The organism is Mesorhizobium waimense, assembly GCF_003601975.1.
In the GTDB taxonomy this organism is placed as follows: Bacteria; Pseudomonadota; Alphaproteobacteria; order Rhizobiales; family Rhizobiaceae; genus Mesorhizobium; species Mesorhizobium waimense.
Map to the genome: position 1 here is coordinate 151,904 of NZ_QZWZ01000008.1, position 24,855 is coordinate 176,758.

27 protein-coding genes are annotated in these 24,855 nt (G+C 64.2%); 10 read left to right on the forward strand and 17 right to left on the reverse strand.

The genetic code is table 11. From position 1 onward, the window contains the following. Window positions 1-4: 4 nt before the first annotated feature. The 9 genes from D3227_RS12770 to mdh all read right to left on the reverse strand — a co-directional run bounded on the left by D3227_RS12770 (window position 5) and on the right by mdh (window position 9,807). The gene (locus D3227_RS12770) at window positions 5-760 is read right to left on the reverse strand and encodes an SDR family oxidoreductase (RefSeq protein ID WP_120014462.1); all 756 of its coding nucleotides are present in this window, start codon (window positions 758-760) and stop codon (window positions 5-7) included. Further along, window positions 757-1,209 carry a hypothetical protein gene (locus tag D3227_RS12775; RefSeq protein WP_208646367.1) on the reverse strand — a complete coding sequence of 151 codons (453 nt, stop codon included), beginning with the start codon at window positions 1,207-1,209 and terminating at the stop codon, window positions 757-759. The genes D3227_RS12770 and D3227_RS12775 overlap by 4 nt, the downstream gene beginning before the upstream one ends. Window positions 1,210-1,274: 65 nt before the next feature. Continuing rightward, window positions 1,275-1,856 carry a hypothetical protein gene (locus D3227_RS12780; protein ID WP_120014463.1) on the reverse strand — a complete coding sequence of 194 codons (582 nt, stop codon included), beginning with the start codon at window positions 1,854-1,856 and terminating at the stop codon, window positions 1,275-1,277. A 10-nt stretch (window positions 1,857-1,866) separates the two neighbouring features. After that, window positions 1,867-3,141 (reverse strand): 2-oxoglutarate dehydrogenase complex dihydrolipoyllysine-residue succinyltransferase, encoded by a 1,275-nt coding sequence (gene odhB / locus D3227_RS12785; protein ID WP_120014464.1) that lies wholly within the window; start codon window positions 3,139-3,141, stop codon window positions 1,867-1,869. A gap of 31 nt (window positions 3,142-3,172) precedes the next feature. Next, window positions 3,173-6,160, reverse strand: coding sequence for a 2-oxoglutarate dehydrogenase E1 component (locus tag D3227_RS12790; RefSeq protein WP_120014465.1), 2,988 nt, complete (start codon window positions 6,158-6,160; stop codon window positions 3,173-3,175). 125 nt (window positions 6,161-6,285) lie between these two features. Then, window positions 6,286-7,188, reverse strand: coding sequence for a succinate--CoA ligase subunit alpha (gene sucD / locus D3227_RS12795; protein WP_120014466.1), 903 nt, complete (start codon window positions 7,186-7,188; stop codon window positions 6,286-6,288). 49 nt (window positions 7,189-7,237) lie between these two features. Further along, window positions 7,238-7,609 carry a cupin domain-containing protein gene (locus tag D3227_RS12800; RefSeq protein WP_120014467.1) on the reverse strand — a complete coding sequence of 124 codons (372 nt, stop codon included), beginning with the start codon at window positions 7,607-7,609 and terminating at the stop codon, window positions 7,238-7,240. 4 nt (window positions 7,610-7,613) lie between these two features. After that, on the reverse strand, window positions 7,614-8,807 hold the full coding sequence (gene sucC, locus D3227_RS12805; RefSeq protein ID WP_120014468.1) for an ADP-forming succinate--CoA ligase subunit beta: 1,194 nt from the start codon (window positions 8,805-8,807) through the stop codon (window positions 7,614-7,616). 31 nt (window positions 8,808-8,838) lie between these two features. Continuing rightward, window positions 8,839-9,807, reverse strand: a complete 969-nt coding sequence (gene mdh / locus D3227_RS12810) for a malate dehydrogenase (protein WP_006202659.1) — start codon at window positions 9,805-9,807, stop codon at window positions 8,839-8,841. A 260-nt stretch (window positions 9,808-10,067) separates the two neighbouring features. Between mdh and D3227_RS12815 the strand changes: the two genes are divergently transcribed. Further along, window positions 10,068-10,448 carry a GNAT family N-acetyltransferase gene (locus D3227_RS12815; RefSeq protein WP_120014469.1) on the forward strand — a complete coding sequence of 127 codons (381 nt, stop codon included), beginning with the start codon at window positions 10,068-10,070 and terminating at the stop codon, window positions 10,446-10,448. 263 nt (window positions 10,449-10,711) lie between these two features. Here D3227_RS12815 and zapE read toward each other — a convergent pair whose 3' ends face one another. The 3 genes from zapE to D3227_RS12830 form a co-directional block, all read right to left on the reverse strand. After that, the gene (gene zapE / locus D3227_RS12820; protein ID WP_120014470.1) at window positions 10,712-11,911 is read right to left on the reverse strand and encodes a cell division protein ZapE; all 1,200 of its coding nucleotides are present in this window, start codon (window positions 11,909-11,911) and stop codon (window positions 10,712-10,714) included. A gap of 86 nt (window positions 11,912-11,997) precedes the next feature. After that, the gene (locus tag D3227_RS12825; RefSeq protein WP_120014471.1) at window positions 11,998-12,537 is read right to left on the reverse strand and encodes a protease inhibitor Inh/omp19 family protein; all 540 of its coding nucleotides are present in this window, start codon (window positions 12,535-12,537) and stop codon (window positions 11,998-12,000) included. 272 nt (window positions 12,538-12,809) lie between these two features. Further along, entirely contained in the window at window positions 12,810-13,253 is a 444-nt protein-coding gene (locus D3227_RS12830; RefSeq protein WP_120014472.1) for a VOC family protein, read from the reverse strand. Between the two features lie 140 nt (window positions 13,254-13,393). Between D3227_RS12830 and D3227_RS12835 the strand changes: the two genes are divergently transcribed. From D3227_RS12835 to D3227_RS12870, 8 genes are all read left to right on the forward strand, one after another. Continuing rightward, window positions 13,394-14,407 (forward strand): MBL fold metallo-hydrolase, encoded by a 1,014-nt coding sequence (locus D3227_RS12835; protein ID WP_120014566.1) that lies wholly within the window; start codon window positions 13,394-13,396, stop codon window positions 14,405-14,407. 59 nt (window positions 14,408-14,466) lie between these two features. Next, window positions 14,467-14,628 carry a DUF1328 family protein gene (locus D3227_RS12840; RefSeq protein WP_120014473.1) on the forward strand — a complete coding sequence of 54 codons (162 nt, stop codon included), beginning with the start codon at window positions 14,467-14,469 and terminating at the stop codon, window positions 14,626-14,628. A gap of 156 nt (window positions 14,629-14,784) precedes the next feature. After that, the gene (gene dapF / locus D3227_RS12845) at window positions 14,785-15,669 is read left to right on the forward strand and encodes a diaminopimelate epimerase (protein WP_120014474.1); all 885 of its coding nucleotides are present in this window, start codon (window positions 14,785-14,787) and stop codon (window positions 15,667-15,669) included. Further along, window positions 15,669-16,952 carry a tRNA (N(6)-L-threonylcarbamoyladenosine(37)-C(2))-methylthiotransferase MtaB gene (gene mtaB, locus D3227_RS12850; protein ID WP_120014567.1) on the forward strand — a complete coding sequence of 428 codons (1,284 nt, stop codon included), beginning with the start codon at window positions 15,669-15,671 and terminating at the stop codon, window positions 16,950-16,952. The genes dapF and mtaB overlap by 1 nt, the downstream gene beginning before the upstream one ends. Before the next feature lie 12 nt (window positions 16,953-16,964). Beyond that, the gene (ftsY, locus tag D3227_RS12855; RefSeq protein ID WP_120014475.1) at window positions 16,965-18,863 is read left to right on the forward strand and encodes a signal recognition particle-docking protein FtsY; all 1,899 of its coding nucleotides are present in this window, start codon (window positions 16,965-16,967) and stop codon (window positions 18,861-18,863) included. A gap of 60 nt (window positions 18,864-18,923) precedes the next feature. Further along, window positions 18,924-19,592 (forward strand): septation protein A, encoded by a 669-nt coding sequence (locus tag D3227_RS12860; RefSeq protein ID WP_006202673.1) that lies wholly within the window; start codon window positions 18,924-18,926, stop codon window positions 19,590-19,592. A 10-nt stretch (window positions 19,593-19,602) separates the two neighbouring features. Next, the gene (locus D3227_RS12865; RefSeq protein WP_120014476.1) at window positions 19,603-20,223 is read left to right on the forward strand and encodes a pyridoxamine 5'-phosphate oxidase family protein; all 621 of its coding nucleotides are present in this window, start codon (window positions 19,603-19,605) and stop codon (window positions 20,221-20,223) included. Window positions 20,224-20,264: 41 nt separating this feature from the next. Then, window positions 20,265-20,798: an NADPH-dependent FMN reductase gene (locus D3227_RS12870; protein WP_120014477.1), complete on the forward strand. Its 534-nt coding sequence runs from the start codon at window positions 20,265-20,267 to the stop codon at window positions 20,796-20,798. 12 nt (window positions 20,799-20,810) lie between these two features. Here D3227_RS12870 and D3227_RS12875 read toward each other — a convergent pair whose 3' ends face one another. Then, entirely contained in the window at window positions 20,811-21,731 is a 921-nt protein-coding gene (locus D3227_RS12875; protein WP_120014568.1) for an SMP-30/gluconolactonase/LRE family protein, read from the reverse strand. A gap of 284 nt (window positions 21,732-22,015) precedes the next feature. Here D3227_RS12875 and D3227_RS12880 point away from each other — a divergent pair, with 284 nt between their 5' ends. Continuing rightward, the gene (locus tag D3227_RS12880; RefSeq protein ID WP_006202677.1) at window positions 22,016-22,183 is read left to right on the forward strand and encodes a hypothetical protein; all 168 of its coding nucleotides are present in this window, start codon (window positions 22,016-22,018) and stop codon (window positions 22,181-22,183) included. A 192-nt stretch (window positions 22,184-22,375) separates the two neighbouring features. Here the strand turns inward: D3227_RS12880 and D3227_RS12885 are convergent, their stop codons facing one another. From D3227_RS12885 to ccmA, 4 genes are all read right to left on the reverse strand, one after another. Further along, window positions 22,376-22,957 (reverse strand): DsbE family thiol:disulfide interchange protein, encoded by a 582-nt coding sequence (locus D3227_RS12885; RefSeq protein WP_120014478.1) that lies wholly within the window; start codon window positions 22,955-22,957, stop codon window positions 22,376-22,378. Beyond that, the gene (gene ccmD, locus D3227_RS12890) at window positions 22,954-23,151 is read right to left on the reverse strand and encodes a heme exporter protein CcmD (protein WP_120014479.1); all 198 of its coding nucleotides are present in this window, start codon (window positions 23,149-23,151) and stop codon (window positions 22,954-22,956) included. Before ccmD ends, D3227_RS12885 begins: the two co-directional genes overlap by 4 nt. Window positions 23,152-23,275: 124 nt before the next feature. Next, window positions 23,276-23,941 carry a heme exporter protein CcmB gene (ccmB, locus tag D3227_RS12895; RefSeq protein WP_120014480.1) on the reverse strand — a complete coding sequence of 222 codons (666 nt, stop codon included), beginning with the start codon at window positions 23,939-23,941 and terminating at the stop codon, window positions 23,276-23,278. A gap of 229 nt (window positions 23,942-24,170) precedes the next feature. After that, window positions 24,171-24,779 (reverse strand): heme ABC exporter ATP-binding protein CcmA, encoded by a 609-nt coding sequence (gene ccmA, locus D3227_RS12905; protein ID WP_120014482.1) that lies wholly within the window; start codon window positions 24,777-24,779, stop codon window positions 24,171-24,173. Window positions 24,780-24,855: the final 76 nt, after the last annotated feature.

Genomic DNA, 24,855 nt, shown 5'->3' on the forward strand with positions numbered 1-24,855 from the left:
GCCCTCAGCGGCCGCCGCTTACATTCAGGATCGCGCCCGTCGAATAGGACGCCGCGTCCGACAACAGATAGAGGATTGCGCGCGCGACTTCATCCGATGTGCCGGCTCTTTTCATCGGCAGCGAGTCCTGGATCCGCGCCACGCGGTCGGGCTGGCCGCCCGAGCCATGGATTTCGGTGTCGATGATGCCCGGGCGCACCGCATTGACCCGGATGCCCTCGGTCGCGACCTCGCGCGCCAGCCCCACGGTGAAAGTATCGATCGCGCCCTTGGACGCGGCGTAGTCGACATACTCACCCGGTGAGCCATGCGCTGAGGCGGCCGACGAGACGTTGACGATGGCGCCGCCATTGCCGCCGTGCAGCGTCGACATGCGCCTGACAGCCTCGCGCGCGCAGAGGAAGGGACCGACGACATTGATGCGCATCATGCGCTCCAGCCGCGCGCCGCTCATCTCGTCGAGGCGCGCCTTGGCGTCGACGATGCCGGCATTGTTGACGAAGGCATCGAGCCGTCCCCAGGTCCGGTCCACCGCCTCGAACATCGCCACGACATCGGCCTCGACGCCGACATCGCCCTTGACCGCGATCGCCTCGCCGCCCTTCGCCTCTATCTCGGCGACCAGCGCCCTGGCGGCGCCTTCATTGGAGGCGTAGTTGACCGCGACGCGGTAGCCGGCTTCGGCGCCGAGCCGGCAGACCGCCGCACCAATGCCGCGGCTGCCGCCGGTGACCAGAAGAACCTTTTGCGCCGCGCTCATTCCTGGCAGCCCTTCAGCAGAAACGCATCCCACGGCACCTTGGAAAAGCCATCGGCGCCATAGGCCGCAGACATCTGCAAGGACGGTCCGAGGTCGGGAAAGATCAGGGTTTTCGGCGCATCGACGCCTTCGGCCGGCAGCAGGGCGATGTTGCCCTGGTCATCGGCGCTGTAGACGACACCTTCCCAGACGGTGCAGGCTGCGAGTTCGTCGCCGGTGACGTCGCCGGTCGGGCATTTGTACATCAGCGAGCCATGCGGCCGCGCCACGCCATCCGTCCACATGACGATGCCGTCCAGCACGACGCCCTTGTCGAGCACCATCTTGAAACTGTTGGTGACGGTGGCCGCACCCATTGTCGGCCGAAAATCGATGCCGGCCTCGCTTTCGGCATCGCCATAGACGGCAAGCGCCAGCGGACAGGCGGCGTGGACGGGGGCAGGTATCATCACCGCTCCAACCGCTATCGATACGGTCGACAGGCTTTTGGACAAGAAAGAACGGATCGTCACTGCTATCCACCTTGAACAGCTTGATCGAGGATGAATACCGTAGAAAGAAAATAGTCTATCTCGAACGCAACGTTTTCATTCCTGTCGACCGGAAGCACATTCACCTCGTATTTGAGGGTCAAGATGCGAGAACTCTCCGCCATCTCAATATAAACGTCGCGCTCACGACCGCCGCCGATTGCCCACTTGAATTCGCTCTTGTTCAGGAACTGTAGTGCCTTGGGCAAGGTATGTATGGCTATCGGCTTTGTGCCTGCAAAAGCCACGGGATGCCGACCCACATCGACGTCCAGATGGCCGTACCAAGTTGCCATCGTTCCACCCGATTGCATTCTTCCGAAGACGGGCTCGATGCTGATCGACCTCAGACGAAAATCGGGGCTGAAGAAGAATTCGCAATTGGCGCCATAGATGCACCACGCGGACTCCGTGTCCTCGTGGCGATAATGGTTGTCCGCCCGCAGATCCTCCGCGTCGATAAGGCCTCGAACCGTCTCTCGGCTGCTTTTGCCGAGTTCGAGAGGACCCGCACGGCCTGCCGTCAGAAGCTCGAACAGGTCGATGGGCTGGGCGGGCTCGGCCATCCCGGGTCACTCACAGGTCGAGCACCAGCCGTTCCGGATCTTCCAGGCTTTCCTTGACGCGCACCAGGAAGGTCACCGCTTCCTTGCCGTCGACGATGCGGTGATCGTAAGAGAGCGCCAGATACATCATCGGCCGGACCACGATCTGGCCGCCGACCACCATCGGCCGGTCCTGGATCTTGTGCATGCCCAAAATGCCTGACTGCGGCGCGTTGAGGATCGGCGTCGACATCAGCGACCCGTAAACACCACCGTTGGAAATCGTAAACGTGCCGCCCTGCATATCCGCCACCGAGAGCTTGCCGTCGCGCGCCGCGAGACCCAGCCTGCCGATCTCCTTTTCGATCTCGGCGATGGACATCTGGTCGGCGTTGCGCACCACCGGCACGACAAGGCCTTTTTCCGTGCCGACGGCGACGCCGACATGGGCGAAGTTCTTGTAGATGATGTCGGTGCCGTCGATCTCGGCATTGACCGCCGGGATTTCCTTCAGCGCATGCGTCACCGCCTTGGTGAAGAAGCCCATGAAGCCGAGCTTCACGCCGTGCTTCTTCTCGAACACGTCCTTGTATTTGGTCCGCAGCGCCATCACCGCGCTCATGTCGACCTCGTTGAAGGTGGTGAGCATGGCGGCGGTCGACTGCGCTTCCTTGAGCCGGCGCGCGATGGTCTGGCGCAGCTTGGTCATGCGCACGCGCTCCTCGCGCGAGGCATCGTCGCCCGACGACGGCGCGCGGGCGGCAACCGGTGCCGCCTTCGGCGTCTCGGCCGGCTGCGACGGCTCGCCCTTGGCGATCGCATCGAGCACGTCGCCCTTCAGCACCTGGCCGCGCTTGCCAGAACCAGAAATTTGATCGACCGCGAGATTGGCCTCGGCGATCAGCTTTGCTGCGGCCGGCGCCGGCGGCATCGAGCGCTGTTCGATCGCGCCGGCATCGCCGGCGATCTTGGCGCTCTCGGCAGCGGCCTGCTTGACGGTGGACGCCGCCTCGGGGCTCGACGCCTGTGACACGGCTTGCGGCTTGGTGGCGGGAGCGGCAGCGCCGGCGCCAGCCGAAATCGTTCCCAGAAGCGCGCCGACCTCGACGGTCTCGCCTTCCTTGACGGTGATCTCGGACAGCGTTCCGGCGCTTGCTGCCGGCACTTCCACCGTCACCTTGTCGGTCTCGAGCTCGACCAGCGGCTCGTCGGCGGCGATCGTGTCGCCGACCTTCTTGAACCATTTGCCGATGGTCGCCTCGGTGACGGATTCGCCGAGTGTGGGGACGCGGATTTCGGTAGCCATTGTGCCTGTCCGTTCTGTCTCTTGAAGGGTTCTATTCGCCGAGCGCGTCGTCGAGCAAGGCGGCGAGCTGGCTGAGATGCTTCGACATCAGTCCGGTCGCCGGCGAAGCGGAAGCCGGCCGGCCGGTGTAGCGCACCCGCTGATGCTTGGCGTCGATATGCGCCAGCACCCATTCGAGATACGGATCGATGAACGACCAGGCGCCCATGTTCTTGGGCTCTTCCTGGCACCACACCATCTCGGCGTTGCGGAAGCGCGACAGTTCGGTGATCAGCGCCTTGGCCGGGAACGGATAGAGCTGTTCGACGCGCAGCAGGTATATGTCGTTGATGCCGCGCTTCTCGCGCTCCTCGTAGAGGTCGTAATAGATCTTGCCCGAGCACAGCACGACACGGCGGATCTTGGAATCCTTGACCAGTTTGATCGCCTGGCCGGAAAGCAGCTGGGCATCGTCCCACAGCAGCCGGTGGAACGAGCTTTCGCCTGATATTTCCGGCAGCGTCGACACCGCCCGCTTGTGGCGCAGCAGCGACTTCGGCGTCATCAGGATCAGCGGCTTGCGGAAGTCGCGCTTCAGCTGCCGGCGCAATATATGGAAATAGTTAGCCGGCGTGGTGACGTTGGCCACCTGCATATTGTCCTCGGCGCAAAGCTGCAGGAAGCGCTCGAGCCGGGCCGAGGAGTGTTCGGGGCCCTGACCTTCATAGCCATGCGGCAGCAGGCAGACGAGGCCCGACATGCGCAGCCACTTGCGTTCGCCCGACGAGATGAACTGGTCGAACACCACCTGGGCGCCGTTGGCGAAGTCGCCGAACTGCGCTTCCCACAAGGTCAGCGCCTTGGGCTCGGCCAGGCTATAGCCGTACTCGAAGCCGAGCACCGCTTCTTCCGATAGCATCGAGTTGATGACTTCGTAGCCGGCCTGCGCGGCGGAAAGGTTGTTCAGCGGGATGTAGCGGGTTTCGTCGCGCTGGTCGTAGAGCACGGAATGGCGCTGCGAGAAGGTGCCGCGCTCGGAATCCTGGCCGGACAGCCGGATCGGGTTACCGTCGAGCAGGATGGCGCCGAAAGCCAGCGCCTCTGCCGTCGACCAGTCGATGCCTTCGCCGGACTCGATCGCCTGGCGGCGGTTCTCGAGGAAGCGCAGGATCGTCTTGTGCGCCTCGAAATCCTTCGGCACTTCGGTCAGCTTCTTGCCGATTTCCTTCAGCGTCTTGACCGGCACGGCGGTCTTGCCGCGCCGCTGTTCGTCCTGGTTGTCGGCCGTGCGCAGGCCCGACCATGCGCCGTCCAGCCAGTCGGCCTTGTTCGGCTTGTAGCTCTGGCCGACCTCCCACTCCGATTCCAGGTGCGCCCGCCAATCGGCTCTCATCTGGTCGAACTCGGACTGGGTGATGTGGCCTTCGGCGATCAGCCGGTCGGCATAGATCTGCACCGTCGTCTTGTGGCTGCGGATGCTGCGATACATGATCGGCTGGGTGAAGGCCGGCTCGTCGCCCTCATTGTGGCCGAAGCGGCGGTAGCAGAACATGTCCACCACGACCGGCTTGTGGAACTTCATGCGGAATTCGGTCGCCACCTTGGCGCCGTGGACCACCGCTTCCGGATCGTCGCCATTGACGTGGAAAATCGGCGCCTCGATCATCTTGGCCACATCCGACGGATAGGGCGACGAGCGCGAGAAGCGCGGATTGGTGGTGAAGCCGATCTGGTTGTTGATGATGAAATGCAGCGTGCCGGCGACGCGATGGCCGCGCAAACCCGACAGGCCGAGGATTTCGGCGATCACGCCCTGACCGGCGAAGGCGGCATCGCCATGCAAGAGCAACGGCATCACCTTGGCGCGTTCCGACAGCGGCACGATCTCGCCGCGCTCGCGGCCGGCGAACTGGTCCTGCTTGGCGCGCGCCTTGCCCATCACCACCGGGTCGACGATTTCCAGATGCGAGGGGTTCGCGGTCAGCGACAGATGCACCTTGTTGCCGTCGAACTCGCGGTCCGAGGAGGCGCCGAGATGGTACTTGACGTCGCCCGACCCCTCGACCTCGTCGGGAGCCGCCGAGCCGCCCTTGAATTCGTGGAAGATGGCGCGATGCGGCTTAGCCATCACCTGGGAGAGCACGTTGAGGCGGCCGCGATGCGCCATGCCCAGCACGACTTCCTTCAGGCCAAGCTGGCCACCGCGCTTGAGGATCTGCTCCAGCGCCGGGATCAGCGACTCGCCGCCATCGAGGCCGAAACGTTTGGTGCCCTTGTACTTGACGTCGATGAACTGCTCGAAGCCTTCCGCCTCGATCAGCTTCTGCAGGATCGCCTTCTTGCCGGGAGCGGTGAAGGTGATCTCCTTGTCGGCGCCCTCGATGCGCGCCTGAATCCAGGCCTTCTCCTCGGGATCGGAGATGTGCATGAACTCGACGCCGAGCGTCGAACAATAGGTGCGGGTCAGGATTTCCAGCATCTGCCGGATGGTGCCGAATTCGAGCCCGAGCACATTGTCGAGGAAGATCGGCCGGTCGTAGTCGGCGGCGGTGAAGCCGTAATTCTCCGGCGACAACTCGTTGTAATCCTCGAGCGGCTTGGCGATGCCGAGCGGGTCGAGATTGGCGTGCAGATGGCCGCGCATGCGGAAGGCGCGGATCATCATGATGGCGCGCACCGAATCGCGCGTCGCCTGGTGCACATCGGCATCGGACAGCGCCACGCCGTTGACGACCGCCTTCTCCTTGACCTTCTTTTCGATCGCCTTTTCGACAAGGCCCCAATTGCCGTCGAGCGCCGACACCAGTTCGCCATTGGCCTGCAGTGGCCAGGACGGCCTCGCCCAGGAAGCGCCCTTGGCGTTCTTGCGAACGTCGGCGGCGTCGTCCTTCAGCGCCGCGAAGAAATCCTGCCATTCGGGATTGACCGAAGCCGGGTCGTCCTCATAGGCGGCATAAAGCGCGTCGATATAATCGGCGTTGCCGCCATAGAGGAAAGAGGTGAGCGAAAACTGGTCGTTGGCCTGATCTTGTCTTGCCATTTTCTCAGCGGAGCGCCTGCTCCGTCTCCTTTTCAAAGCGAATAGTGAGTAGCGATTAGCCTGGGTCGCCGTCGTTACTCTGTTCTTCCCTATTCGCTATTCATTACTCGCTACTCACTACTCACTTAACCCTTGATCGCCTCGACCAAGGTCGTACCCAGCCTTGCCGGCGACGGCGAAACCTTTATCCCGGCCGATTCCATCGCCGCGATCTTGTCCTCGGCGCCGCCCTTGCCGCCGGAGATGACCGCTCCCGCGTGACCCATCGTGCGGCCGGCCGGTGCCGTGCGCCCGGCGATGAAGCCGGCCATCGGCTTGCTGCGGCCACGCTTGGCTTCGTCCTTGAGGAATTGCGCGGCGTCTTCCTCGGCCGAGCCGCCGATCTCGCCGATCATGATGATCGACTTGGTCGCGTCGTCGGCGAGGAACATCTCCAGCACGTCGATGAACTCGGTGCCTTTGACCGGATCCCCACCGATGCCGACGGCCGTGGTCTGGCCGAGGCCGACATTGGTGGTCTGGAACACTGCCTCATAGGTAAGCGTTCCCGAGCGGGAAACAACGCCGACCGAGCCCTTGCGGAAGATGTTGCCGGGCATGATGCCGATCTTGCATTCGTCGGGGGTGAGCACGCCCGGGCAGTTCGGGCCGATCAGCCGCGAGGTCGAGCGGTCGAGCCGCGCCTTTACCTTGACCATGTCCATCACCGGTATGCCTTCGGTGATGCAGACGATCAGCGGGATCTCCGCCTCGATCGCTTCGATGATCGCTTCGGCCGCACCCGCCGGCGGCACATAGACGACCGAGGCGTTGGCGCCGGTCTTTTCCTTGCCTTCGGCGACGGTGGCGAAGATCGGCAGGCTCTCGCCCGTCGCGCCGGCCCAGGTCTCGCCGCCCTTCTTGGGATGGATGCCACCGACCATTTTGGTGCCGTGATAGGCCAAAGCCTGTTCGGTATGGAACGTCCCGGTCTTGCCGGTCAGGCCCTGCACGAGCACCTTGGTGTTCTTGTCGACGAGAATGGACATTGGAGCCCTTTTTAAAAACCGTTGATCGAGGAAGGCTGCGCGGTCATGGTCAGAGCCGCTTCAGGTCGGCGACGGTGAGGTCGCTCTTGGCATTGCCGGTGTTTAAAGTCGTCGCCGGCTCGAACATCAGCACCACAGGCTGTTCGGTGAGCGAGCGCGGCCGGTGTTCGACGCCGCGCGGCACGACGATGAAGTCGCCTTCGCCGAGTTCGACCGGCCCGTCGCGGAAATCGATGGCGATGCGACCGCGCAGCACCAGGAAGGCTTCATCTTCTTTCTCATGCGCGTGCCAGTCGAAGACGTCGCCGAACTTGGCGACCTTGGCCTGGCTGTCATTGACGTCGCCGGCGATATGCGGATCGAACACCTTGGTGATCGTCCGGTCCGCCGCCTCTACGAGGTTTATCTTGCGCGGAGGCACAGGCTCAGCCCTTCACCGCCTTGACGATCTTCTTGGCCGCGTCATCAAGGTCATCGGCCGAGACCACATTCAGGCCGCTGTCATTGATGATCTTCTTGCCGAGCTCGGCGTTGGTGCCTTCGAGCCGCACCACCAGCGGCACTTTCAGCCCGACTTCCTTGACCGCGGCGATCACGCCCTCGGCGATGACGTCGCACTTCATGATGCCGCCGAAGATGTTGATCAAAATGCCTTCGACGGCCGGATCCCGGGTGATGATCTTGAACGCCGCCGTCACCTTCTCCTTGGAAGCGCCGCCGCCGACATCGAGGAAGTTGGCCGGCTCGGCGCCATAGAGCTTGATGATGTCCATCGTCGCCATGGCCAGCCCTGCGCCGTTGACCATGCAGCCGATATTGCCGTCGAGCGCGACATAGGCGAGGTCGTATTTCGACGCCTCGATCTCCTTCTCGTCCTCTTCGGTGGTGTCGCGCAATTCCATCACATCGGGGTGGCGAAACAGCGCGTTGTTGTCGAACGACACCTTTGCGTCGAGCACGCGCAGCCGGCCGTTCTTCATGACAATCAGCGGGTTGACCTCAAGCAGGCTCATGTCCTTCTCGACGAAGGCCTTATAGAGCAGCGGGAACAGCGTGCCGGCGTCCTCGGCGGCCTGGCCATCGAGCCCCAGTGCTTGCACCAGTATGTCGACGTCGACCGTCGTCACGCCGGCCAATGGGTCGATGGCGCGGGTGATGATCTTTTCCGGCGTGTCGTGGGCGACGCCCTCGATGTCCATGCCGCCCTCGGTCGAGACGACGAAGGCGATGCGGCCGACCGAACGGTCGACCAGGATCGACAGATAGAGCTCGCGCTCGATGTCGGCGCCGTCCTCGATATAGAGGCGGTTGACCTGTTTGCCGGCCGGGCCGGTCTGCTTGGTGACCAGCGTGTTGCCGAGCATCTCGTTGGTGTTGGCGACGACATCGGCCACCGACTTTGCCAGCCTGACACCGCCCTTGGCGTCGGGCGAAAGCTCCTTGAACTTGCCCTTGCCGCGACCGCCGGCATGGATCTGGCTCTTCACCACATAGAGCGGGCCCGGCAGCGCCTTGGCGGCGGCTTCCGCCTCGCTCGCCTTGAACACCGCCACGCCCTCGGCAACCGGCGCCCCAAAACTCTTCAGCAGCGCCTTGCCCTGATATTCATGGATATTCATGCGTGTTGTCTCCAGATCAGCTGCTGGGGGATCACTTCGAGGCGAGGTGCGGGGCGATCTTCACGCAGGCCTCGGTGAGGCCCTGCACAGCTGCCACCGAGCTGTCGAACATCTTCTGCTCGGCCTTGGAGAGGTCGATCTCGATGATGCGCTCGACGCCGCCGGCGCCGATCACCACGGGAACGCCGACATAGGTGTTCTTGACGCCATACTGGCCCGAGAGATGCGCGGCACACGGCAGCACGCGCTTCTTGTCCTTGAGATAGGCTTCAGCCATCGAGATCGCCGAAGCGGCGGGCGCGTAATAGGCCGAGCCGGTCTTGAGCAGGCCGACGATCTCGGCGCCGCCGTCGCGGGTGCGCTGCACGATCTGATCGAGCTTGTCCTTCGAGGTCCAGCCCATCTTGACGAGGTCGGGCAGCGGAATGCCGGCGACCGTCGAATAGCGGATCATCGGCACCATCGAGTCACCATGGCCGCCGAGCACGAAGGCGGTGACGTCCTCGACCGAGACCTTGAACTCCTCGGCGAGGAAATAGCGGAAACGTGAACTGTCCAGCACGCCGGCCATGCCGACGACATGGGTCTTGGGCAGGCCCGAAAACTTCTGCAGCGCCCAGACCATCGCGTCGAGCGGGTTGGTGATGCAGATGACGAAGGCCTTCGGCGCGTATTTCTTCAAACCGGCGCCGACCTGTTCCATGACCTTGAGGTTGATGCCGAGAAGGTCGTCGCGGCTCATGCCCGGCTTGCGCGGCACGCCGGCGGTGACGATGCAGACATCGGCGCCCTCGATCCCGGCATAGTCGTTGACGCCGGTCAGCCTGGAGTCGAAGCCGTCGACCGGCGACGACTGCGCAATATCCAGCCCCTTGCCCTGCGGAATGCCCTCGGCGATATCGAACAGCACCACATCGCCGAGATCCTTGAGGCCGATCATATGGGCGAGCGTGCCGCCGATCATGCCAGAGCCGATGAGCGCTATCTTGTTGCGTGCCATGTCAGGATGTTTTCCCTTGTCGGTGACGGCGCCAAACGGCGTCGAGGAGGAGGCCGGAATGCTGCGGGGAACCGCGGATTTTCGCCGCACCCAATAGCCCCGGTGGAGATGAAATTCAAACGATTATTTTGGGCGTAGGAATTTCAATCGGTTAGATGGTTTGGGACTTACGTAAAGGTCAAAGTTTGTGAGCCGACTTCGAGGAATTTACACAATGACGGTCGAAATCAAGGCTGGAAGCGGGCGATGACGCCCTTGTGATGCACGTCGCCGAGGACGTGTTCGACGAGCCGGTGCAGCCGGACCGGCTTGCCAGCTATCTGAGGAAATCCGGCCATTTCATGATCGTGGCGCTTGCCGACGGCGTGGTCGTCGGCCAATGCGCCGCCGTCATCCATCGCCACCCCGACAAGGTGAGCGAGCTCTACATCGACGAGGTCGGCGTGGCGCCAGCCTTCCAGCGCCAGGGCATCGCCCGAAAAATGCTCGACGCCATGTTCGCGATCGGGCGCGAGCAGGGTTGCGAGGAGGCTTGGGTTGGAACCGAACCGGACAATGCTGCGGCGCGAGCGCTTTATGAGACGCGTGCGGAGCCGCATGGACCGGCGGAAGAGTTCGTCATGTATGTGTATAAGCTTTAGGATTGGCCGAAGCCTCCCCACCTTCGTCATCCTAGGGCGAGCGGGAGCGAAGCGACGTCGCGAAGACCCTAGGATCCAATGCCGTGACGGGGAGGAAAACGCAGCGATGCAGAACAAGCCCCGCTCTTTGGCAATCCATCACGCTTCGTCCCGTAGACGTCACAAGGTTCTGCGCCGCCACGGCGCTCGTAAGTCACGGCATGGTCCTAGGGTCTGCGCTCCGCTTTGCGTTGCTCCGCCCTTGGATGACGAAGGTATGGCGGCTAAGCCTGCGCCTGCTGCGCTTCCGTCGGCGCCACCTGCGCCTTCTGCCGCTCCGCCCAGTCCTCCAGCCAGTCGCGGCTCTGCATCTCGATCAGCCGCGATGCGGTGCGCTCGAACTCGAACACCTCGTTGCCGCGCTTGGCCGTATAGAGCCCGGGCGGCAAGGTTTCGGCGCTGACCACCAGCCGCACATGATGGTCGTAGAGCGTGTCTATCAGCAGGATGAAGCGCTTGGCCTCGTTGCGCTTGCCTTCGCCGAGCACCGGCACATGGTCGATGAAGAGGGTCGAGAAGCGGCCGGCGATCGCCAGATAGTCGCGCGCGCCGAGCGGCTTTTCGCAGAGATCGGCGAAGGAGAAGCGCGCCGCGTCGCCTGCCGCGCGGGGTACCGCCACCTGCCGGCCCTTCACCGTCAGCGCCGTCTCTGACGTCGGCCGGCCATGCGTCATCGCTTCCCAGGCCTGGTCTAGCACTTGGTCGGCTGCCGCATCCGCCGGCGTGACATAGACCGGCATGCGGCTGAGCTTTTCCAGCCGGTAGTCCTTGTCTGCGTCGAGCGCAAGCACCTCGGCGTGCCGTCCCAATATGCCGACGAAGGGCAGGAAGAGCTGCCTGTTCAACCCGTCGCGATAGAGATCGTCGGGTGCGACATTGGAGGTGGCGACCAGCACCACGCCATTGGCAAACAGCGCCGAAAACAGCCGGGACAGGATCATCGCATCGGCAATGTCGGTGACCGAGAACTCGTCGAAGCACAGCACCCAGGCCTGCTCGGCCAGCGCACGCGCCACCGGCGGGATCGGATCGTCCTCCTTGACGTCGCCGTTCTTGCGCGCCGCCCGGTGCTTCTGGATGCGGTCCTGCACATCAGCCATGAAGTCGTTGAAATGCACGCGGCGCTTGCGCCGGACCGGCAGCAACTCGAAGAACATGTCCATCAGCATGGTCTTGCCACGGCCGACGCCGCCATGGATGTAGAGGCCCTTGACCGCCGCGGGCAGCTGCTTGCGCGCAAACAGCCAGCCCAGCGCGCTCGACTTCTGCGCCAGCCGCTTTACCGAGATCTCGTCAGTCAGCCGGTCGAGTGCGGCGGCGATGCGCTCCTGCGCCGGATCGCACTCGATGGCGCCGGTCTCGACCAGATGGTCGTAGCGCTGCCTGACGGTCGCATGGGTCTGGAGGCCGTCACGCAGATGCATCGGTCAAGTCGTTCTCGAGCAATTCCAGGAAAAGTGTGTAACGGTTTCCGTCCGGAATTGCGTAAAGACAATAGGGGCGGATCAGCCTACCTTGTAAGCGAGATCGGCAGGCCAGTGGAAGTCTGACCGTCGAATTTCTCGCCGCCCGAGGAATAGAGGCGCGCCAGCGTGCCGCCATTCTCGTCGTAAAGCGTCAGCTGCTTGCCGGCCACGTTCCAGGATTTGATGCCGTCGATCGGCGCCGGGCAATGCAGCGGGCCGGCACGGTAGCCGGCGCCGAATTTGGTCTGCGGCGTCGCCACCTTGCAGCTCTGGCCTGACACGCTGGCGTTCCAGACGCCGGCGACGCTGGCCGCAGTCAGATCCGGTGCGCCGGCAGGCGCCGTGCCGTCCGGCGGCAGCGAAGCGACCTGGCTGTTCGCCGGCGCGGTCGGGAATTGCGACGGGTCGGTGGTGCCGGGCGCGGCGGGCGGCGGCAGCTGGTTCCCCGTCACCGTTCCGGAAGGCGCCGGCGTCAGCGGCGCCGGCTGCTGGTCATCCATCGATGAGAATCGCGAGGTCGAACAGCCGCTTGCAATAAGCGCAGCAAGCGATACGGCCACCAGAGCGGTCTTCGAAAAAGTCATTCCAACCTCCGTCGGATCCGGCTTGGGGGCGCCGTCCGCGCAATCTCTCCCTCACCAAGATGGAGAAGGTGGCAGAATTTCAACCCGATATGGTTAAAATAGGGTTTTCGGCGCAATTGTTGCAATTTTATCGCAACAGGCGTGTGACCGCTCAGGCGCCTGTTGCCGTCTGGCCCGCGAATGCGCGGCATTTTGGGCGTGAAAGCTAGACCTATTTGTTTTTTGCGCAAATTCCGGACGGAAAACCGCTACGCACTTTTCCTGGAATTGCTCTACGCGGGGAGCGGCGCGCTCGGCACGAAGACGTAGCCGTCCGGGCCGACGATATGGCATTCGCGCAAGCCGTGCGGCTTGTCGATCGCGCCGGCGAGCACGATGTGGCCGAGGTCGCGCGCTTTGGCTTCCACCGCGTCCGGATCGGCACCGTAAAGCCGGAGCTCGATGCCCGCGCCGCGCGTCTCCGCGCCTGCGATGACGCCGGTCATCGGATTTCCGAGGTAGGAGTGGTCGGCGTGCAGCATGAACACCGACACCAAGAGTTCGATCGCGGCGAAATCCTCATCGGCATAGATGATCCGGGCGCCGAGCACGTCGCGGCAAAAAGCTTCCATGGCCGGCATGTCGGTGACAAGAAGATTGACGCCGATGCCGCGCGGCAGCGAGCGGCCGAAATCCTCGGCCTTCATCCACGGTGCTTTGGTCCGCTTCTTCGCCATGGTGGTCCCCTGCCTTGCCGGTTCCCACGATTCTAGCCGATGCAGATTGCATGCCCTTGGCATTCGCCGGCCAAATGCTTGCGCCAGACAACCAAGGCCCTATCTCAGAGGAAAGGGACGCAGCGGGAGCGGAAGAAAAAATGGCTGCGAGAAAAAGAGCCGCCAACCGCTACTATGGCGGCCCGCCCAGCGATCATTTCGACGGCACCTTGTTCTTCAATCCCGACGGCCAGCCGCCGGGCCGCTTTGCCGACCTGCTGAAATGGCAATTGAGCGGTGAGCGCTCGAAATGGCCGGCGGCCAGTCCGAGCCCGTTTCATCAGGCAAAGCCGGCAGAGCGGATCGACGGATCAGGGCTGCGGCTGACCATGGTCGGCCATTCCTCGCTGCTGATCCAGACGGCCGGTCTCAACATCCTGACCGATCCGGTCTGGTCGCCGCGCGTCTCGCCGCTCTCCTTTGCCGGGCCGAAACGGGTCAATGCGCCGGGCATCGCCTTTTCACAGCTGCCGCCGATCAACCTCGTGCTGGTCAGCCACAATCACTACGACCATCTCGACCTCGCCACGCTGCGGCGGCTGAGGGCGAAACACGATCCGCAGGTGCTGACGCCGCTCGGCAACGACGCCATCATCGACGATGTGGTGCCCGGCATGCGGCTCACGGCACATGACTGGGGCGACCGGGTCGAGATCGACGACGGTGTCGCCGTCCATGTCGAGCCGGTGCATCACTGGTCGGCGCGCGGCGCGCGTGATCGGCGCATGGCGCTGTGGGCCGGTTTCGTCGTCGAAACCCCGGCCGCAAAGATCTACTTCGCCGGCGACACCGGCTTCCATGGCGGCACCAACTACCGGCTCATGGCCGAAAAGCATGGCGGCTTCCGCCTCGCCATCCTGCCGATCGGCGCCTACGAGCCGCGCTGGTTCATGGCGCCGCAGCACCAGAACCCGGAGGAGGCGGTGCAAGGCATGAAACTGTGCAACGCCGCCCATGCCGCCGGCTGCCACTGGGGCACGTTCCAGCTTACCAACGAGCCGATCGACGAACCGGCTCTGAAACTGGCCGAAGCGCTGAACGCGGAGGGGGTGCCGCAAGAGCGGTTCCGCGCCTTGCGGCCGGGCGAGGTCTGGGACGTGCCGGAGATCGGCTGAGGAACCCAACCTTTGAAAACGCGTTGGTTCACAACCCAAGTCGGCTGGGAGCCCTTTCCATGATCAAGTGGATCATCATTCTTCTGATTGTCGCCGCCGCCGCCAGCCTGCTCGGCATGCCCGCATTGGCCGGTGCCGCCGCTACGGGCGCGCGCATCCTCATCGGCATCGTCCTCATCATCTTCCTGCTGCTCGTGCTCGGCGTCTTCGCGGTAACGTAGGCGCGGCGTCTTCGCCGTCGCCAGCCCGGCGTCTTCGCCGTGGCCCAGCTCGGCATCTTCGCCGTAGCTGAGCCCGGCGTCTTGAAGCGTGGCACACTGGTAATTCCTGCCCGTTTCCGCCATATAGCGGCAAACGGACATGGAACCATCGGAGCAATGGCAGGCACCGCCCCCTTCGCCAAGATGAACGGCATCGGCAACGAGATCATCGTTGCCGACATGCGTGGCCGTGCCGATCGGGTGACGCCGGCTGCCGCCATCGCGCTGAATGCCGATGCCGCGACCAAGTTCGACCAGATCATGGCGATCCACGACGCCAGGACGCCGGGCACCGCATTCTTCATCGACATCTTGAATTCCGACGGCTCCGGCGCGCAAGCCTGCGGCAACGGCATGCGCTGCGTCGTCCAGGCGCTCGCCGCCGAGACCGGCCAGAAGATATTCACCTTCGAGACGGTCGCCGGGATCCTCAACGCCAGGCAGCACGCCGACGGCACGATTTCGGTCGACATGGGCACGCCACGCTTCGGCTGGCAGGATATCCCGCTGGCCGAGGAATTCCGCGACACCCGCATGATCGAATTGCAGATCGGCCCGATCGATGCGCCGGTGCTGCATTCGCCCTCGGCCGTTTCGATGGGCAATCCGCACGCCATCTTCTGGGTCGACGGTGACGTCTGGTCCTATGAACTCGACCGTTTCGGCCCGCTGCTCGAAAACCACCCGATCTTCCCCGAGCGCGCCAACATCACCATCGCGCAGGTGACCTCGCCCGAAACCATGGTCATCCGCACCTGGGAGCGCGGCGCCGGCCTGACCAAGGCCTGTGGTTCGGCCGCTTGCGCCGCTGTCGTCGCCGCTGCCCGCACCAGGCGCACCGGCCGCAGCGTGTCGCTGATGACGCCCGGCGGCGGCTCGCTGCATGTCGAATGGCGCGATGACGACCATGTCATCCTCACCGGTGCCGCCGAATGGGAATTTTCCGGCAGCTTCGATCCCTCGACCGGCCAGTGGGCCCGCGACACCGAAAGCGCGGCCTGATGGCAATTGATGTCGTCACCTTCGGCTGCCGGCTGAACACCTATGAATCCGAGGTGATGCGGCGAGAGGCGGAAAGCGCCGGCCTCGGCGTGCTGGAAGGTGGCGCCATCATCTTCAACACCTGCGCCGTTACCGGCGAGGCGGTGCGCCAGGCCAAGCAGTCGATCAGAAAAGCCCGTCGCGAAAACCCGGCCGCCCGTATCATCGTCACCGGCTGCGCCGCGCAGACCGAGCCCGAAAATTTCGTTGCCATGGACGAGGTCGATCTCGTCCTCGGTAATGAGGAGAAACTGAAGGCGCATTCCTATCGTGCGCTGCCGGATTTCGGCGTCAACGACACCGAGAAGGTGCGCGTCAACGACATTTTTTCGGTGCGCGAGACGGCCGGCCACATGGTCGACGCCATCGAGGGCCGGGCGCGCGCCTTCGTCCAGGTGCAGAATGGCTGCGACCACCGCTGCACCTTCTGCATCATCCCCTATGGCCGCGGCAATTCGCGCTCGGTGCCGATGGGCGCCGTGGTCGAGCAGGTCAAGCGTCTTGCTGGCAATGGTTATGCCGAGATCGTGCTGACCGGCGTCGACATGACCAGTTTCGGCGCTGACCTGCCTGGCGGCCCGAAGCTCGGCAAGCTGGTCAAGACGATCCTCAAGCAGGTGCCCGACGTGAAGCGTCTGCGGCTCTCCTCGATCGATTCCATCGAAGCCGACGACGATTTGCTCGATGCGATTGCCACCGAGCCGCGGCTGATGCCGCATCTGCATCTGTCGCTTCAGTCGGGCGACGACATGATCCTGAAGCGGATGAAGCGGCGCCATCTGCGCGATCAGTCGATCCGCTTCTGTGAGGATGTACGCAAGCTGCGCCCCGGCATCGTCTTCGGCGCCGACATCATCGCCGGCTTCCCGACCGAGACCGAGGCGATGTTCGAGAACTCCGAAAAAATCGTAGAGGAATGCGGCCTGACGCATCTTCACGTCTTCCCCTTCAGCCCACGCGAAGGCACGCCCGCCGCGCGCATGCCGCAAGTCCGCCGCGAGGTGGTCAAGCAGCGCGCCGCCCGGCTGCGCGCCGCCGGCGAGGCCGCCTATCGCTGTCATCTCGCCACGCTCGCCGGCACGCGTCAGTCGATCCTGATCGAGCGCGACGGCCTTGGCCGCACCGAAGGGTTCACGCTTGCCGTGATCGCCGCAGGCGCGCCGGGCGAGATCGTCGAGGCCGACATCACCGGCCATGACGGCGCCCGCCTGATCGCCGCGCCCGCTACCGCCCGCGCCGCCTGAGAAACGCAAAGCATGGCTGGTTTTTTCAAGAAGATATTTTCGTTCGGCAAGAAGGAAGTGGTCGAGGAGCGGATCGACGAGACCGCACCGCTGCCGCCGATCAAGTGGGAAGCGCTGGACGCGCTGAAGCCGGCGGCCGAGCAGGCGTTGCCGGAGTTTTTGAAGCGCGACGAGCCGCAGCCCGAGGCAGAGGTCGCGCCGCAGGCTGAACCGACGCCGCCTCCCGCTGTTGAGCCAGAAGCGCCGCCGGCTCCGCAACCGGCCCCCGAGGAGCCAAAGCCAGAGCCTGCCCCAACCATACCGCCGGCACCGGAGCCGATTGTTCCGTCCGAGCCGGAACCTCTGCCGGAACCCGAGCCCATAGAAGAGCCGAAACCCGCTCCTGAGGTCCCTGCCGAGCCGCCGGCGCCCGAGGAAATTCCGACACCTCCGGTCGTTCCTGAGCCTGCCCCCGAACCGCAGCCGCAGGAGGTGCCGCCACCTGCGCCGGCCGAGCCGGAGATCACGCCGCCGCCGGAGACAAAACCGGAGCCCGCGCCGGTCGAAGTGCCGACGCCGCCTGTGGAGATTCCGGCCGAAACGCCGGCGCCTGAAATTCCTCCGGCCGAAGTCTTGCCGCCCATTCGCCAGCCGGCACCCGTCGAGCCACAGCCGGTGCATGCCGAGATTGCGCCGGAGATCGAAGCCGCGCCAACGCCCCACCCTCCCCTCGATATGGAGGGTGAGGGGGCGGAAGCGGCGGGGTGGGGTGACAGCGCCGGCGCCGATCACCCCCACCCCCGAGCTGCGCTCGGGACCTCCCCCATCGAGGGGGAGGTAAAGCGCGCCCCGCCCGAAGCTCCCCCTGTGCCGGCGGCAACTCAGCCAATCGATGCCAAGATCGCGCTTATCCCACAACCAGCCCCCGAGCCCAAACCCGCTCCCGGCAAGGTAACCGTCACCAGAAAGGTCGAGCAGAAAGCCGAACCGCAGAAGGCGCCGGAGCCGGCGCCGAGGCGCTCATGGTTCCAGCGCATGAGGGACGGGCTTGCCCGTTCGTCCCGGGAATTGTCCGGCAACATCGCCGGCGTCTTCACCAAGCGCAAGCTGGACGAGGACACGCTGCAGGATCTGGAGGACGTGCTGATCCGCGCCGATCTTGGCCTGGAGACGGCCTTGCGCGTCACCGACGCGCTTGCGTCCAGCCGCTACGGCAAGGATGTCTCCGACACCGAAGTGCGCGCGGTGATGGCGGCCGAAGTGGAGAAGGTGCTGACCCATGTCGCCATGCCGCTGGAACTCGACCTCTCCCATAAGCCGCATGTTATCCTGGTCGTCGGCGTCAACGGCACCGGCAAGACCACGACCATCGGCAAGCTGGCGGCAAAACTCACAGATGGCGGCCTGTCGGTGATGCTCGCCGCCGGCGACACGTTTCGCGCCGCGGCGATCGAGCAGCTCAAGATCTGGGGCGAGCGGACGAAGTCGCCGGTCATCGCCTCGAAAATCGGCGCCGATGCCGCCGGCCTCGCCTACGACGCCTTCGAGAAGGCCAAGGAAGCCGGCTCCGACGTGCTGATCATCGACACCGCCGGCCGGCTGCAGAACAAGGCCGAGCTGATGGCGGAGCTGGAAAAGATCGTCCGCGTGCTCGGCAAGCTCGATCCGGAGGCGCCGCACACCGTGCTGCAGACGGTCGACGCCACCACCGGCCAGAATGCTCTCAACCAGGTCGAGATCTTCCGCAATGTCGCCGGCGTCAACGGCCTGGTCATGACCAAGCTGGACGGCACGGCGCGTGGCGGTATTCTGGTGGCGATCGCGGCGAAGCACAAACTGCCGGTCTATTTCATTGGCGTCGGCGAACAGGTCGACGACCTCGAACCTTTCTCGGCAAGCGAATTCGCGAGGGCGATCGCTGGAGTGGCCTAACAAGCGTGATCTCGAAAGGCGCAAGCTTTTTGGATTGGATCACGCGCAAGAAGGAAGCCTATGAACCCGCCCATCCTCGAGCGCGACCCGTCGGATCCGCAGAAACAAAAGAAAGAAGCCGTCAACCCGGTGCTCAAGCTGGCGCTCGAGCTCGGCCCGCTGCTGGTGTTCTTCTTCGCCAATGCGCGCAGCGGATGGCTGGTGCAGAAATTTCCCGTGCTGGCCGAATTCGGCGGCCCGATCTTCGTCGCCACCGGCCTGTTCATGGCCGCGACCGCGATCGCGCTGATCGCCTCCTGGCTGCTCACCCGCACCCTGCCGATCATGCCGATGGTGTCGGGTGTCGTCGTCTTCATTTTCGGCGCGCTGACGCTCTATCTGCAGGACGACGTTTTCATCAAGATGAAGCCCACCATCGTCAACACGCTGTTCGGCGGCGTGCTGCTCGGCGGCCTGTTCTTCGGCCGGTCGCTGCTCGGCTACGTCTTCGATTCCGCCTTCAGCCTCGATGCCGAAGGCTGGAAAAAGCTCACCTTCCGCTGGGGGCTGTTCTTCCTGTTCCTGGCCCTCGTCAACGAAGTGGTGTGGCGGAATTTTTCGACCGACGCCTGGGTTACCTTCAAGGTCTGGGGCATCATGCCGATCACGCTTCTGTTCACCTTCAGCCAGATGCCGCTGATCCTGCGTCATTCGCTTGAGGACAAGACCGAAGAGAAGGCCGGCAAGTAGGGAGACCGGAATGGACTTCGTCACCACGCGCGACGAGCTGAGGACGATCTACAAGACGCCCCGGCCGACCGACGGTTCGATCCGCAAGGAACTCAGAGCGCTCGACGGTCACTGCCGCTCTTTCATCGGCAGGAGCCCTTTCGTGCTGATCGGTTCCTCCGACGGCGACGGCAATGCCGATGTGACGCCGAAGGGCGACAGACCGGGCTTCACCGCCGTGCTCGACGACAGGACCATCGCCATCCCCGACCGGCCCGGCAACAACCGGCTGGACACGCTGGAAAACATCATCCGCAATCCGTCTATCGGGCTGCTCTTTCTCATCCCCGGCATGAACGAGACGCTACGACTTAATGGCGATGCCCGCATCACCGTCGATGCCGGCTTGCGCGAACGCCTCGCGATCGACGGCAAGGCGCCGCAAAGCGTCGTCGTGGTGGCGGTCAAGGCCGCCTACATGCATTGCGCCAAGGCTTTCATGCGCTCCGATTTGTGGAAGCCCGAAACCTGGTACGACCGCGCCACGCTGCCGACGCTCGGCCAGATCATGCGCGACCAGCTGGCGCTGGCCGACACCGCGGGTGATATCGACCGCGAGCTGGACGAGGATTACCGCAAGACCCTGTGGTAGCATTTTGGGAACGACTCACCGTTCACCCGGCTCGCATCTCTTTGATCGAAGTCCTTGCCATCTCCGGCAGCCTGCGCGCCGCCTCCACCAATTCGGCCTTGCTCGCGGCACTGGCCGCGAACGCGCCTTCGGATTGCCGCGTCAGCCCCTATGACGGGCTTGGCCGGTTGCCGATCTTCAACCCCGACGATGAGGGCGAGCGCACGCCGTCGGAAGCATCGAGGCTGATCGACGCCGTCACCCGCGCCGACGGCGTCATCGTCTCCTGTCCTGAATATGCCCATGGCGTGCCGGGCGGGCTGAAGAACGCGCTCGACTGGCTGGTGTCGCGCGATGCCGCGGTCGACAAGCCGGCCATGCTGGTGCACGCCTCGCCGCGCTCGCTGTTTGCCCGCGCGGCCCTCTCCGAGATCATGCGCACGATGTCGTTCGCGCTCTTTGAGGATACCGCGCTCGAAATCGTCCTGATCGGCAAGAAGCCGCCGGAGATGGAGCAGGTCCTGGCCGAGCCGGCAAGCCGGCTGGCCATGCGCGAGGCGGTTTCGGCCTTCGCCGGCTTCATCCGCGCCCGCTGAACGACATGAGGCTCAAAACGTCTTGGCGCCGTTGACCATCAGCCGGACCATGTAGAGCGAAGTGGTGCCGGCGATGTAGAGGCAGTTGCGCTTGTTGCCGCCGAACACGCAATTGGCGGTCACTTCGGGCACCTTGACCTTGCCGATCAGCGTCCCGTCCGGATCGTAGCAATGGATACCGTCGGCCGCACTCGTCCAGATGCGTCCGTCCTCGTCGAGCCGGAAGCCGTCGAACATGCCGGAGGTGCAGTCGGCGAACACCTTGTCGCCGGAGACCTTCTTGCCGCCCTTGCCGACATTGAACACGCGCATATGCGCGGGGTTCTTCGCGCCATGCGTACGGCCGGTGTCGACGACATAGAGCTTGCTCTCGTCGAGCGAGAAGGCCAGCCCGTTGGGCCTGACCATGTCGGTGATCACGGCTTCGATCTCGCCGCTGTCGGGATCGACCCGGTAGACATTGCAAGCGCCGATCTCGCTCTCGGCCTTGTCACCCTCATAGTCGGTGTCGATGCCGTAGGTCGGATCGGTGAACCAGATCGAGCCGTCGGACTTCACCACCGCATCATTGGGCGAGTTCAGCCGCTTGCCGCGCCATTTGTCGGCGATGGTCGTGATGGAGCCGTCATGTTCGGTGCGGCTGACGCGGCGGCCCGAATGCTCGCAGGTTACCAGCCGGCCCTGCCGGTCGACCGTGTTGCCGTTGGAATTGCCGGAGGGCTGGCGGAAAACGCTGACATTGCCGTCGGTCTCGTCGTAACGCAGCATGCGGTTGTTGGGGATATCGGACCACACGATATAGCGGCCGGCGGCGAACCAGGCCGGCCCTTCCGCCCACTGGCAGCCGGTGAACAGCTTCTCCACTTGCGCGTTGGAGTTGAACAGCCGCGCGAAACGCGGATCGAGAATTTCATAGTAGTCTGCGGCGGCCATGCTTTCCTCCCGGCACTTGAGATCGGGCGCGATCAAGCCAGCCGCCGGCCGATCTGGCAAGATCGATGATCGCTGCTTCACCGCATCTTGAGGCCTCGAAGCAGGCGTGGCGCACCACCGCCTCGCCAAAATTGCGGGTAATAGCCGGTTAACCGGCTATGCGCTGCGCGCAATGGTGCATTGCAACATCTTCTTTTTGCAACGCACCATTACTATGTCATGCTTCGTATCGATCAAGGGAGGAACAACTCGCCGCCAGAACGCGGCACAAAAGGAACCTTGCTATGATCATCGACAGCCTCATGACTCGCGCTCGCCAGAGCATTGCCAAGCGCAAGCACTACAACCGCCTCGTCGCCGAAATCGACAGCTTCACCGCCCGCGATCTGGCCGACATGCGCGCCGACCGCTCGGAAATGCTCTACCAGATCCACAAGCAGATCTACGGCTGAACTTAGCATCACCTTCGTCATCCTAGGGCGTAGCGACGCAAAGTGGAGCGCAGACCCTAGGATCCATGCCGTGACCTTCGAGCACCTGCAACGGTGCTGAATCTCTGTCCGGTGTCACTCAGCGGGCGATTATTTTGGCCCGCTGCATTGCTTAGCTGATGTAACGGCATGGATCGAAGCCTAGCGGACGCCTCAGCCCGGTACCGCCAGCGCCTTTTCTATCTGTGGCAACAAGAGATCCCTCGCCGACTCCGCCGTCAGCGGACCGACATGCTTGTAGGCGATCTTGCCGTCCTTGCCGACGACGAAGGTCTCCGGCACGCCATAGACGCCCCAATCGATCGCCGCGCGTCCGGCTTCGTCGACACCGATCGCCTGGAACGGATTGCCGAGCTCGCCAAGAAAGCGGCGGGCATTTTCCGGTTCGTCCTTGTAGTTCAGCGCCGCCGTAACGAAGCGCTTGTCCTGTGACAGCGCCAACAGCACCGGATGCTCCTCGCGGCACGGCGCGCACCACGACGCAAAGACATTGACCAGCGTCACCTTGCCGGCGAACTGTTTTGAGTCGAGCCCAGCCAGGTTGGTGCCTTCGAGCGCCGGCAGATTGGTCTGCGGCGCCGGCAGGCCGATCAGCGCCGACGGCACTTCCGAAACATCGCGGCCGGACAGAAGCTGCAACAGGAACAGCCCCGCCAGGCCGAGGAAAATCACCAGCGGCAACAGCACGATCAGGCGGCGACGGGCCGGCGCCGGCATCCCGGTCTCGCTGCTCATGACTTGGCGCCTTTTTCCCGGGCACTTTTGTCGCCGGCGCCGTTGTCGGAGCGGCGGCGCACGCCGGCGGCCTCCAGCTCGGCAAGGTCGCGCTTGCGCCCGCGCTGGTCGATCAGGATCCAGCCGATCAGCCCGGCCAGAACGATCGCCGTGATGGCATAGGCGGCAGTCACATAGAGCGCATGCGCGCTCATGTAAGCTGCTCCGCGCGGGCGTCCAACCCAATCATGTCGCCGTGTTCGATCATGCCTTCCCTTAGCCTTGCCGCCCGGGCTTCGCAATCGGCCGCCGCGCCGCAGCCGCCTGCAGCCAAATGCCTCAATCGGTCCCATGGCGCAGCGCCAGCGCCGCCGCCACCGGCCCGAGCACCGCAAGAAACAGGGTCAGCGCGGCGAGAATGAGGAAGGGCTGCAGGAACGGATCAGGCTCCGTCACCGCGCCATAGCTGGCCGAGACGCCGAAGATCAGCACCGGAATGGTCAGCGGCAGCACCAGCACCGAGATCAGCAACCCGCCGCGCGGCAAGGCCACCGCCACGGCGGCACCCGCTGCACCGATGAAGGTAATTGCCGGCGTGCCGACCAGAAGGGTCAGCGTCGTGGCGCCGATACCGATCGGCTCCATGTTCATGAACAGGCCGAGCAGGGGTGCGGCAACCACCAGCGGCAGCACGCTGCCAGCCCAGTGCGCCAGGCATTTCACCAGCACCGTCAGCGCCAGCATGTGCCGGTCGTGGCCCAGCACCAGAAGATCGAGCGAGTCGTCCTCGCGATCGGCCTGGAACAGGCGATCGAGGCCGAGCAGGCAGGCGAGCAGGGCTGCGATCCACAGGATCGCCGGGCCGATGCGGGCCAGAAGATTGAGGTCCGGCCCGACGCCGAAGGGGATCGTCGCGATAACGGCGAGGAAGAAGATGACGCCGGTCAACGCGCCGCCGCCAGCGCGGATGGAGAGGCGGATGTCGCGGAGGAAGAGGGCTAGCATGGGCAAGCCATCCCTGAGGACAGACCACCCTCTGTCCAAGGATGGCGTTTCTTCACACCCCCCTCTGTCCTGCCGGACATCTCCCCCGCAAAGGGGGAGATTGGCAGTTCCGTTGATGGTGCCTTTCCTTCGACGTTGATGTTTGGCGAAAGCCGTGGCGACATCCGATCTCCCCCCTTGCGGGGGAGATGTCCGGCAGGACAGAGGGGGGTGGGACGGAGTGCCAGCATCACCCAGCCATCCCCATCACCAGCGCCTTCGCCCCATCCAGCCCCAATGGCAAATGCGTTGCTGCTAAGATGATCCCCCCTTTCCGACAGTGATCCGTCATCACCCCGCCAAACCGCGCCTCCGAAGCCTTGTCCAGCCCCGCCGTCGGCTCGTCGAGCAACCACAGCGGCCGCCGGCTCACCAGAAGCTTCGCGATAGAAGCCCGCCGCCTTTGCCCGGTCGAGAGATAGCCGAACGGCAAATGGCCGATGCCGCCGAGCCCTACGGTCTCCAGCGCCTCCTCCACGGAAAGCAGCGGCGCGCCGCAGAAATCACGCCAGAAGCGCAAATTCTCCGCCACGCTGAGCACCGTCTTCATCGCGTTCTGATGGCCAAGATAGTGACAGGCCGAAGCAATCGACGGGAAATCCTCGCCACCGCCCTCGATTCGTACCCGGCCTCCCGCCACCGGCAGCAGCCCGGCGATGACCCGGAGCAGCGTCGACTTGCCGGCACCGTTCGGTCCGGTGACGACCAGCGCCTCGCCCTTTTCGACGACAAAGCCGATGCCGGAAAAGACGGTCGCGCCGCCGCGTTCGCCGCCCAGATTTTCGGCGATCAGCCGCATTCGTTCCCCTTCGCCGAAAATCCAAGCGCGGCTTCGGCGCGCCGCAGCAAAAATGGCGATTCCGTGTCTAGAACTA

Excerpts from the sequence above, each read along its gene's own strand:
- ccmA (WP_120014482.1), bottom strand. The coding sequence starts at position 24,779 with ATGCGGCTGATCGCCGAAAATCTGGGCGGCGAACGCGGCGGCGCGACC.
- D3227_RS12860 (WP_006202673.1), top strand. The coding sequence starts at position 18,924 with ATGAACCCGCCCATCCTCGAGCGCGACCCGTCGGATCCGCAGAAACAA.
- D3227_RS12825 (WP_120014471.1), bottom strand. The coding sequence starts at position 12,537 with ATGACTTTTTCGAAGACCGCTCTGGTGGCCGTATCGCTTGCTGCGCTT.
- sucC (WP_120014468.1), bottom strand. The coding sequence starts at position 8,807 with ATGAATATCCATGAATATCAGGGCAAGGCGCTGCTGAAGAGTTTTGGG.
- D3227_RS12815 (WP_120014469.1), top strand. The coding sequence starts at position 10,068 with ATGCACGTCGCCGAGGACGTGTTCGACGAGCCGGTGCAGCCGGACCGG.
- mdh (WP_006202659.1), bottom strand. The coding sequence starts at position 9,807 with ATGGCACGCAACAAGATAGCGCTCATCGGCTCTGGCATGATCGGCGGC.
- mtaB (WP_120014567.1), top strand. The coding sequence starts at position 15,669 with ATGGCAATTGATGTCGTCACCTTCGGCTGCCGGCTGAACACCTATGAA.
- sucD (WP_120014466.1), bottom strand. The coding sequence starts at position 7,188 with ATGTCCATTCTCGTCGACAAGAACACCAAGGTGCTCGTGCAGGGCCTG.
- D3227_RS12830 (WP_120014472.1), bottom strand. The coding sequence starts at position 13,253 with ATGGCGAAGAAGCGGACCAAAGCACCGTGGATGAAGGCCGAGGATTTC.
- D3227_RS12790 (WP_120014465.1), bottom strand. The coding sequence starts at position 6,160 with ATGGCAAGACAAGATCAGGCCAACGACCAGTTTTCGCTCACCTCTTTC.
- D3227_RS12880 (WP_006202677.1), top strand. The coding sequence starts at position 22,016 with ATGATCATCGACAGCCTCATGACTCGCGCTCGCCAGAGCATTGCCAAG.
- ftsY (WP_120014475.1), top strand. The coding sequence starts at position 16,965 with ATGGCTGGTTTTTTCAAGAAGATATTTTCGTTCGGCAAGAAGGAAGTG.
- ccmD (WP_120014479.1), bottom strand. The coding sequence starts at position 23,151 with ATGAGCGCGCATGCGCTCTATGTGACTGCCGCCTATGCCATCACGGCG.
- odhB (WP_120014464.1), bottom strand. The coding sequence starts at position 3,141 with ATGGCTACCGAAATCCGCGTCCCCACACTCGGCGAATCCGTCACCGAG.
- D3227_RS12840 (WP_120014473.1), top strand. The coding sequence starts at position 14,467 with ATGATCAAGTGGATCATCATTCTTCTGATTGTCGCCGCCGCCGCCAGC.
- D3227_RS12865 (WP_120014476.1), top strand. The coding sequence starts at position 19,603 with ATGGACTTCGTCACCACGCGCGACGAGCTGAGGACGATCTACAAGACG.
- D3227_RS12835 (WP_120014566.1), top strand. The coding sequence starts at position 13,394 with ATGGCTGCGAGAAAAAGAGCCGCCAACCGCTACTATGGCGGCCCGCCC.
- ccmB (WP_120014480.1), bottom strand. The coding sequence starts at position 23,941 with ATGCTAGCCCTCTTCCTCCGCGACATCCGCCTCTCCATCCGCGCTGGC.
- D3227_RS12775 (WP_208646367.1), bottom strand. The coding sequence starts at position 1,209 with ATGATACCTGCCCCCGTCCACGCCGCCTGTCCGCTGGCGCTTGCCGTC.
- zapE (WP_120014470.1), bottom strand. The coding sequence starts at position 11,911 with ATGCATCTGCGTGACGGCCTCCAGACCCATGCGACCGTCAGGCAGCGC.
- D3227_RS12885 (WP_120014478.1), bottom strand. The coding sequence starts at position 22,957 with ATGAGCAGCGAGACCGGGATGCCGGCGCCGGCCCGTCGCCGCCTGATC.
- D3227_RS12780 (WP_120014463.1), bottom strand. The coding sequence starts at position 1,856 with ATGGCCGAGCCCGCCCAGCCCATCGACCTGTTCGAGCTTCTGACGGCA.
- D3227_RS12770 (WP_120014462.1), bottom strand. The coding sequence starts at position 760 with ATGAGCGCGGCGCAAAAGGTTCTTCTGGTCACCGGCGGCAGCCGCGGC.
- dapF (WP_120014474.1), top strand. The coding sequence starts at position 14,785 with ATGGCAGGCACCGCCCCCTTCGCCAAGATGAACGGCATCGGCAACGAG.
- D3227_RS12875 (WP_120014568.1), bottom strand. The coding sequence starts at position 21,731 with ATGGCCGCCGCAGACTACTATGAAATTCTCGATCCGCGTTTCGCGCGG.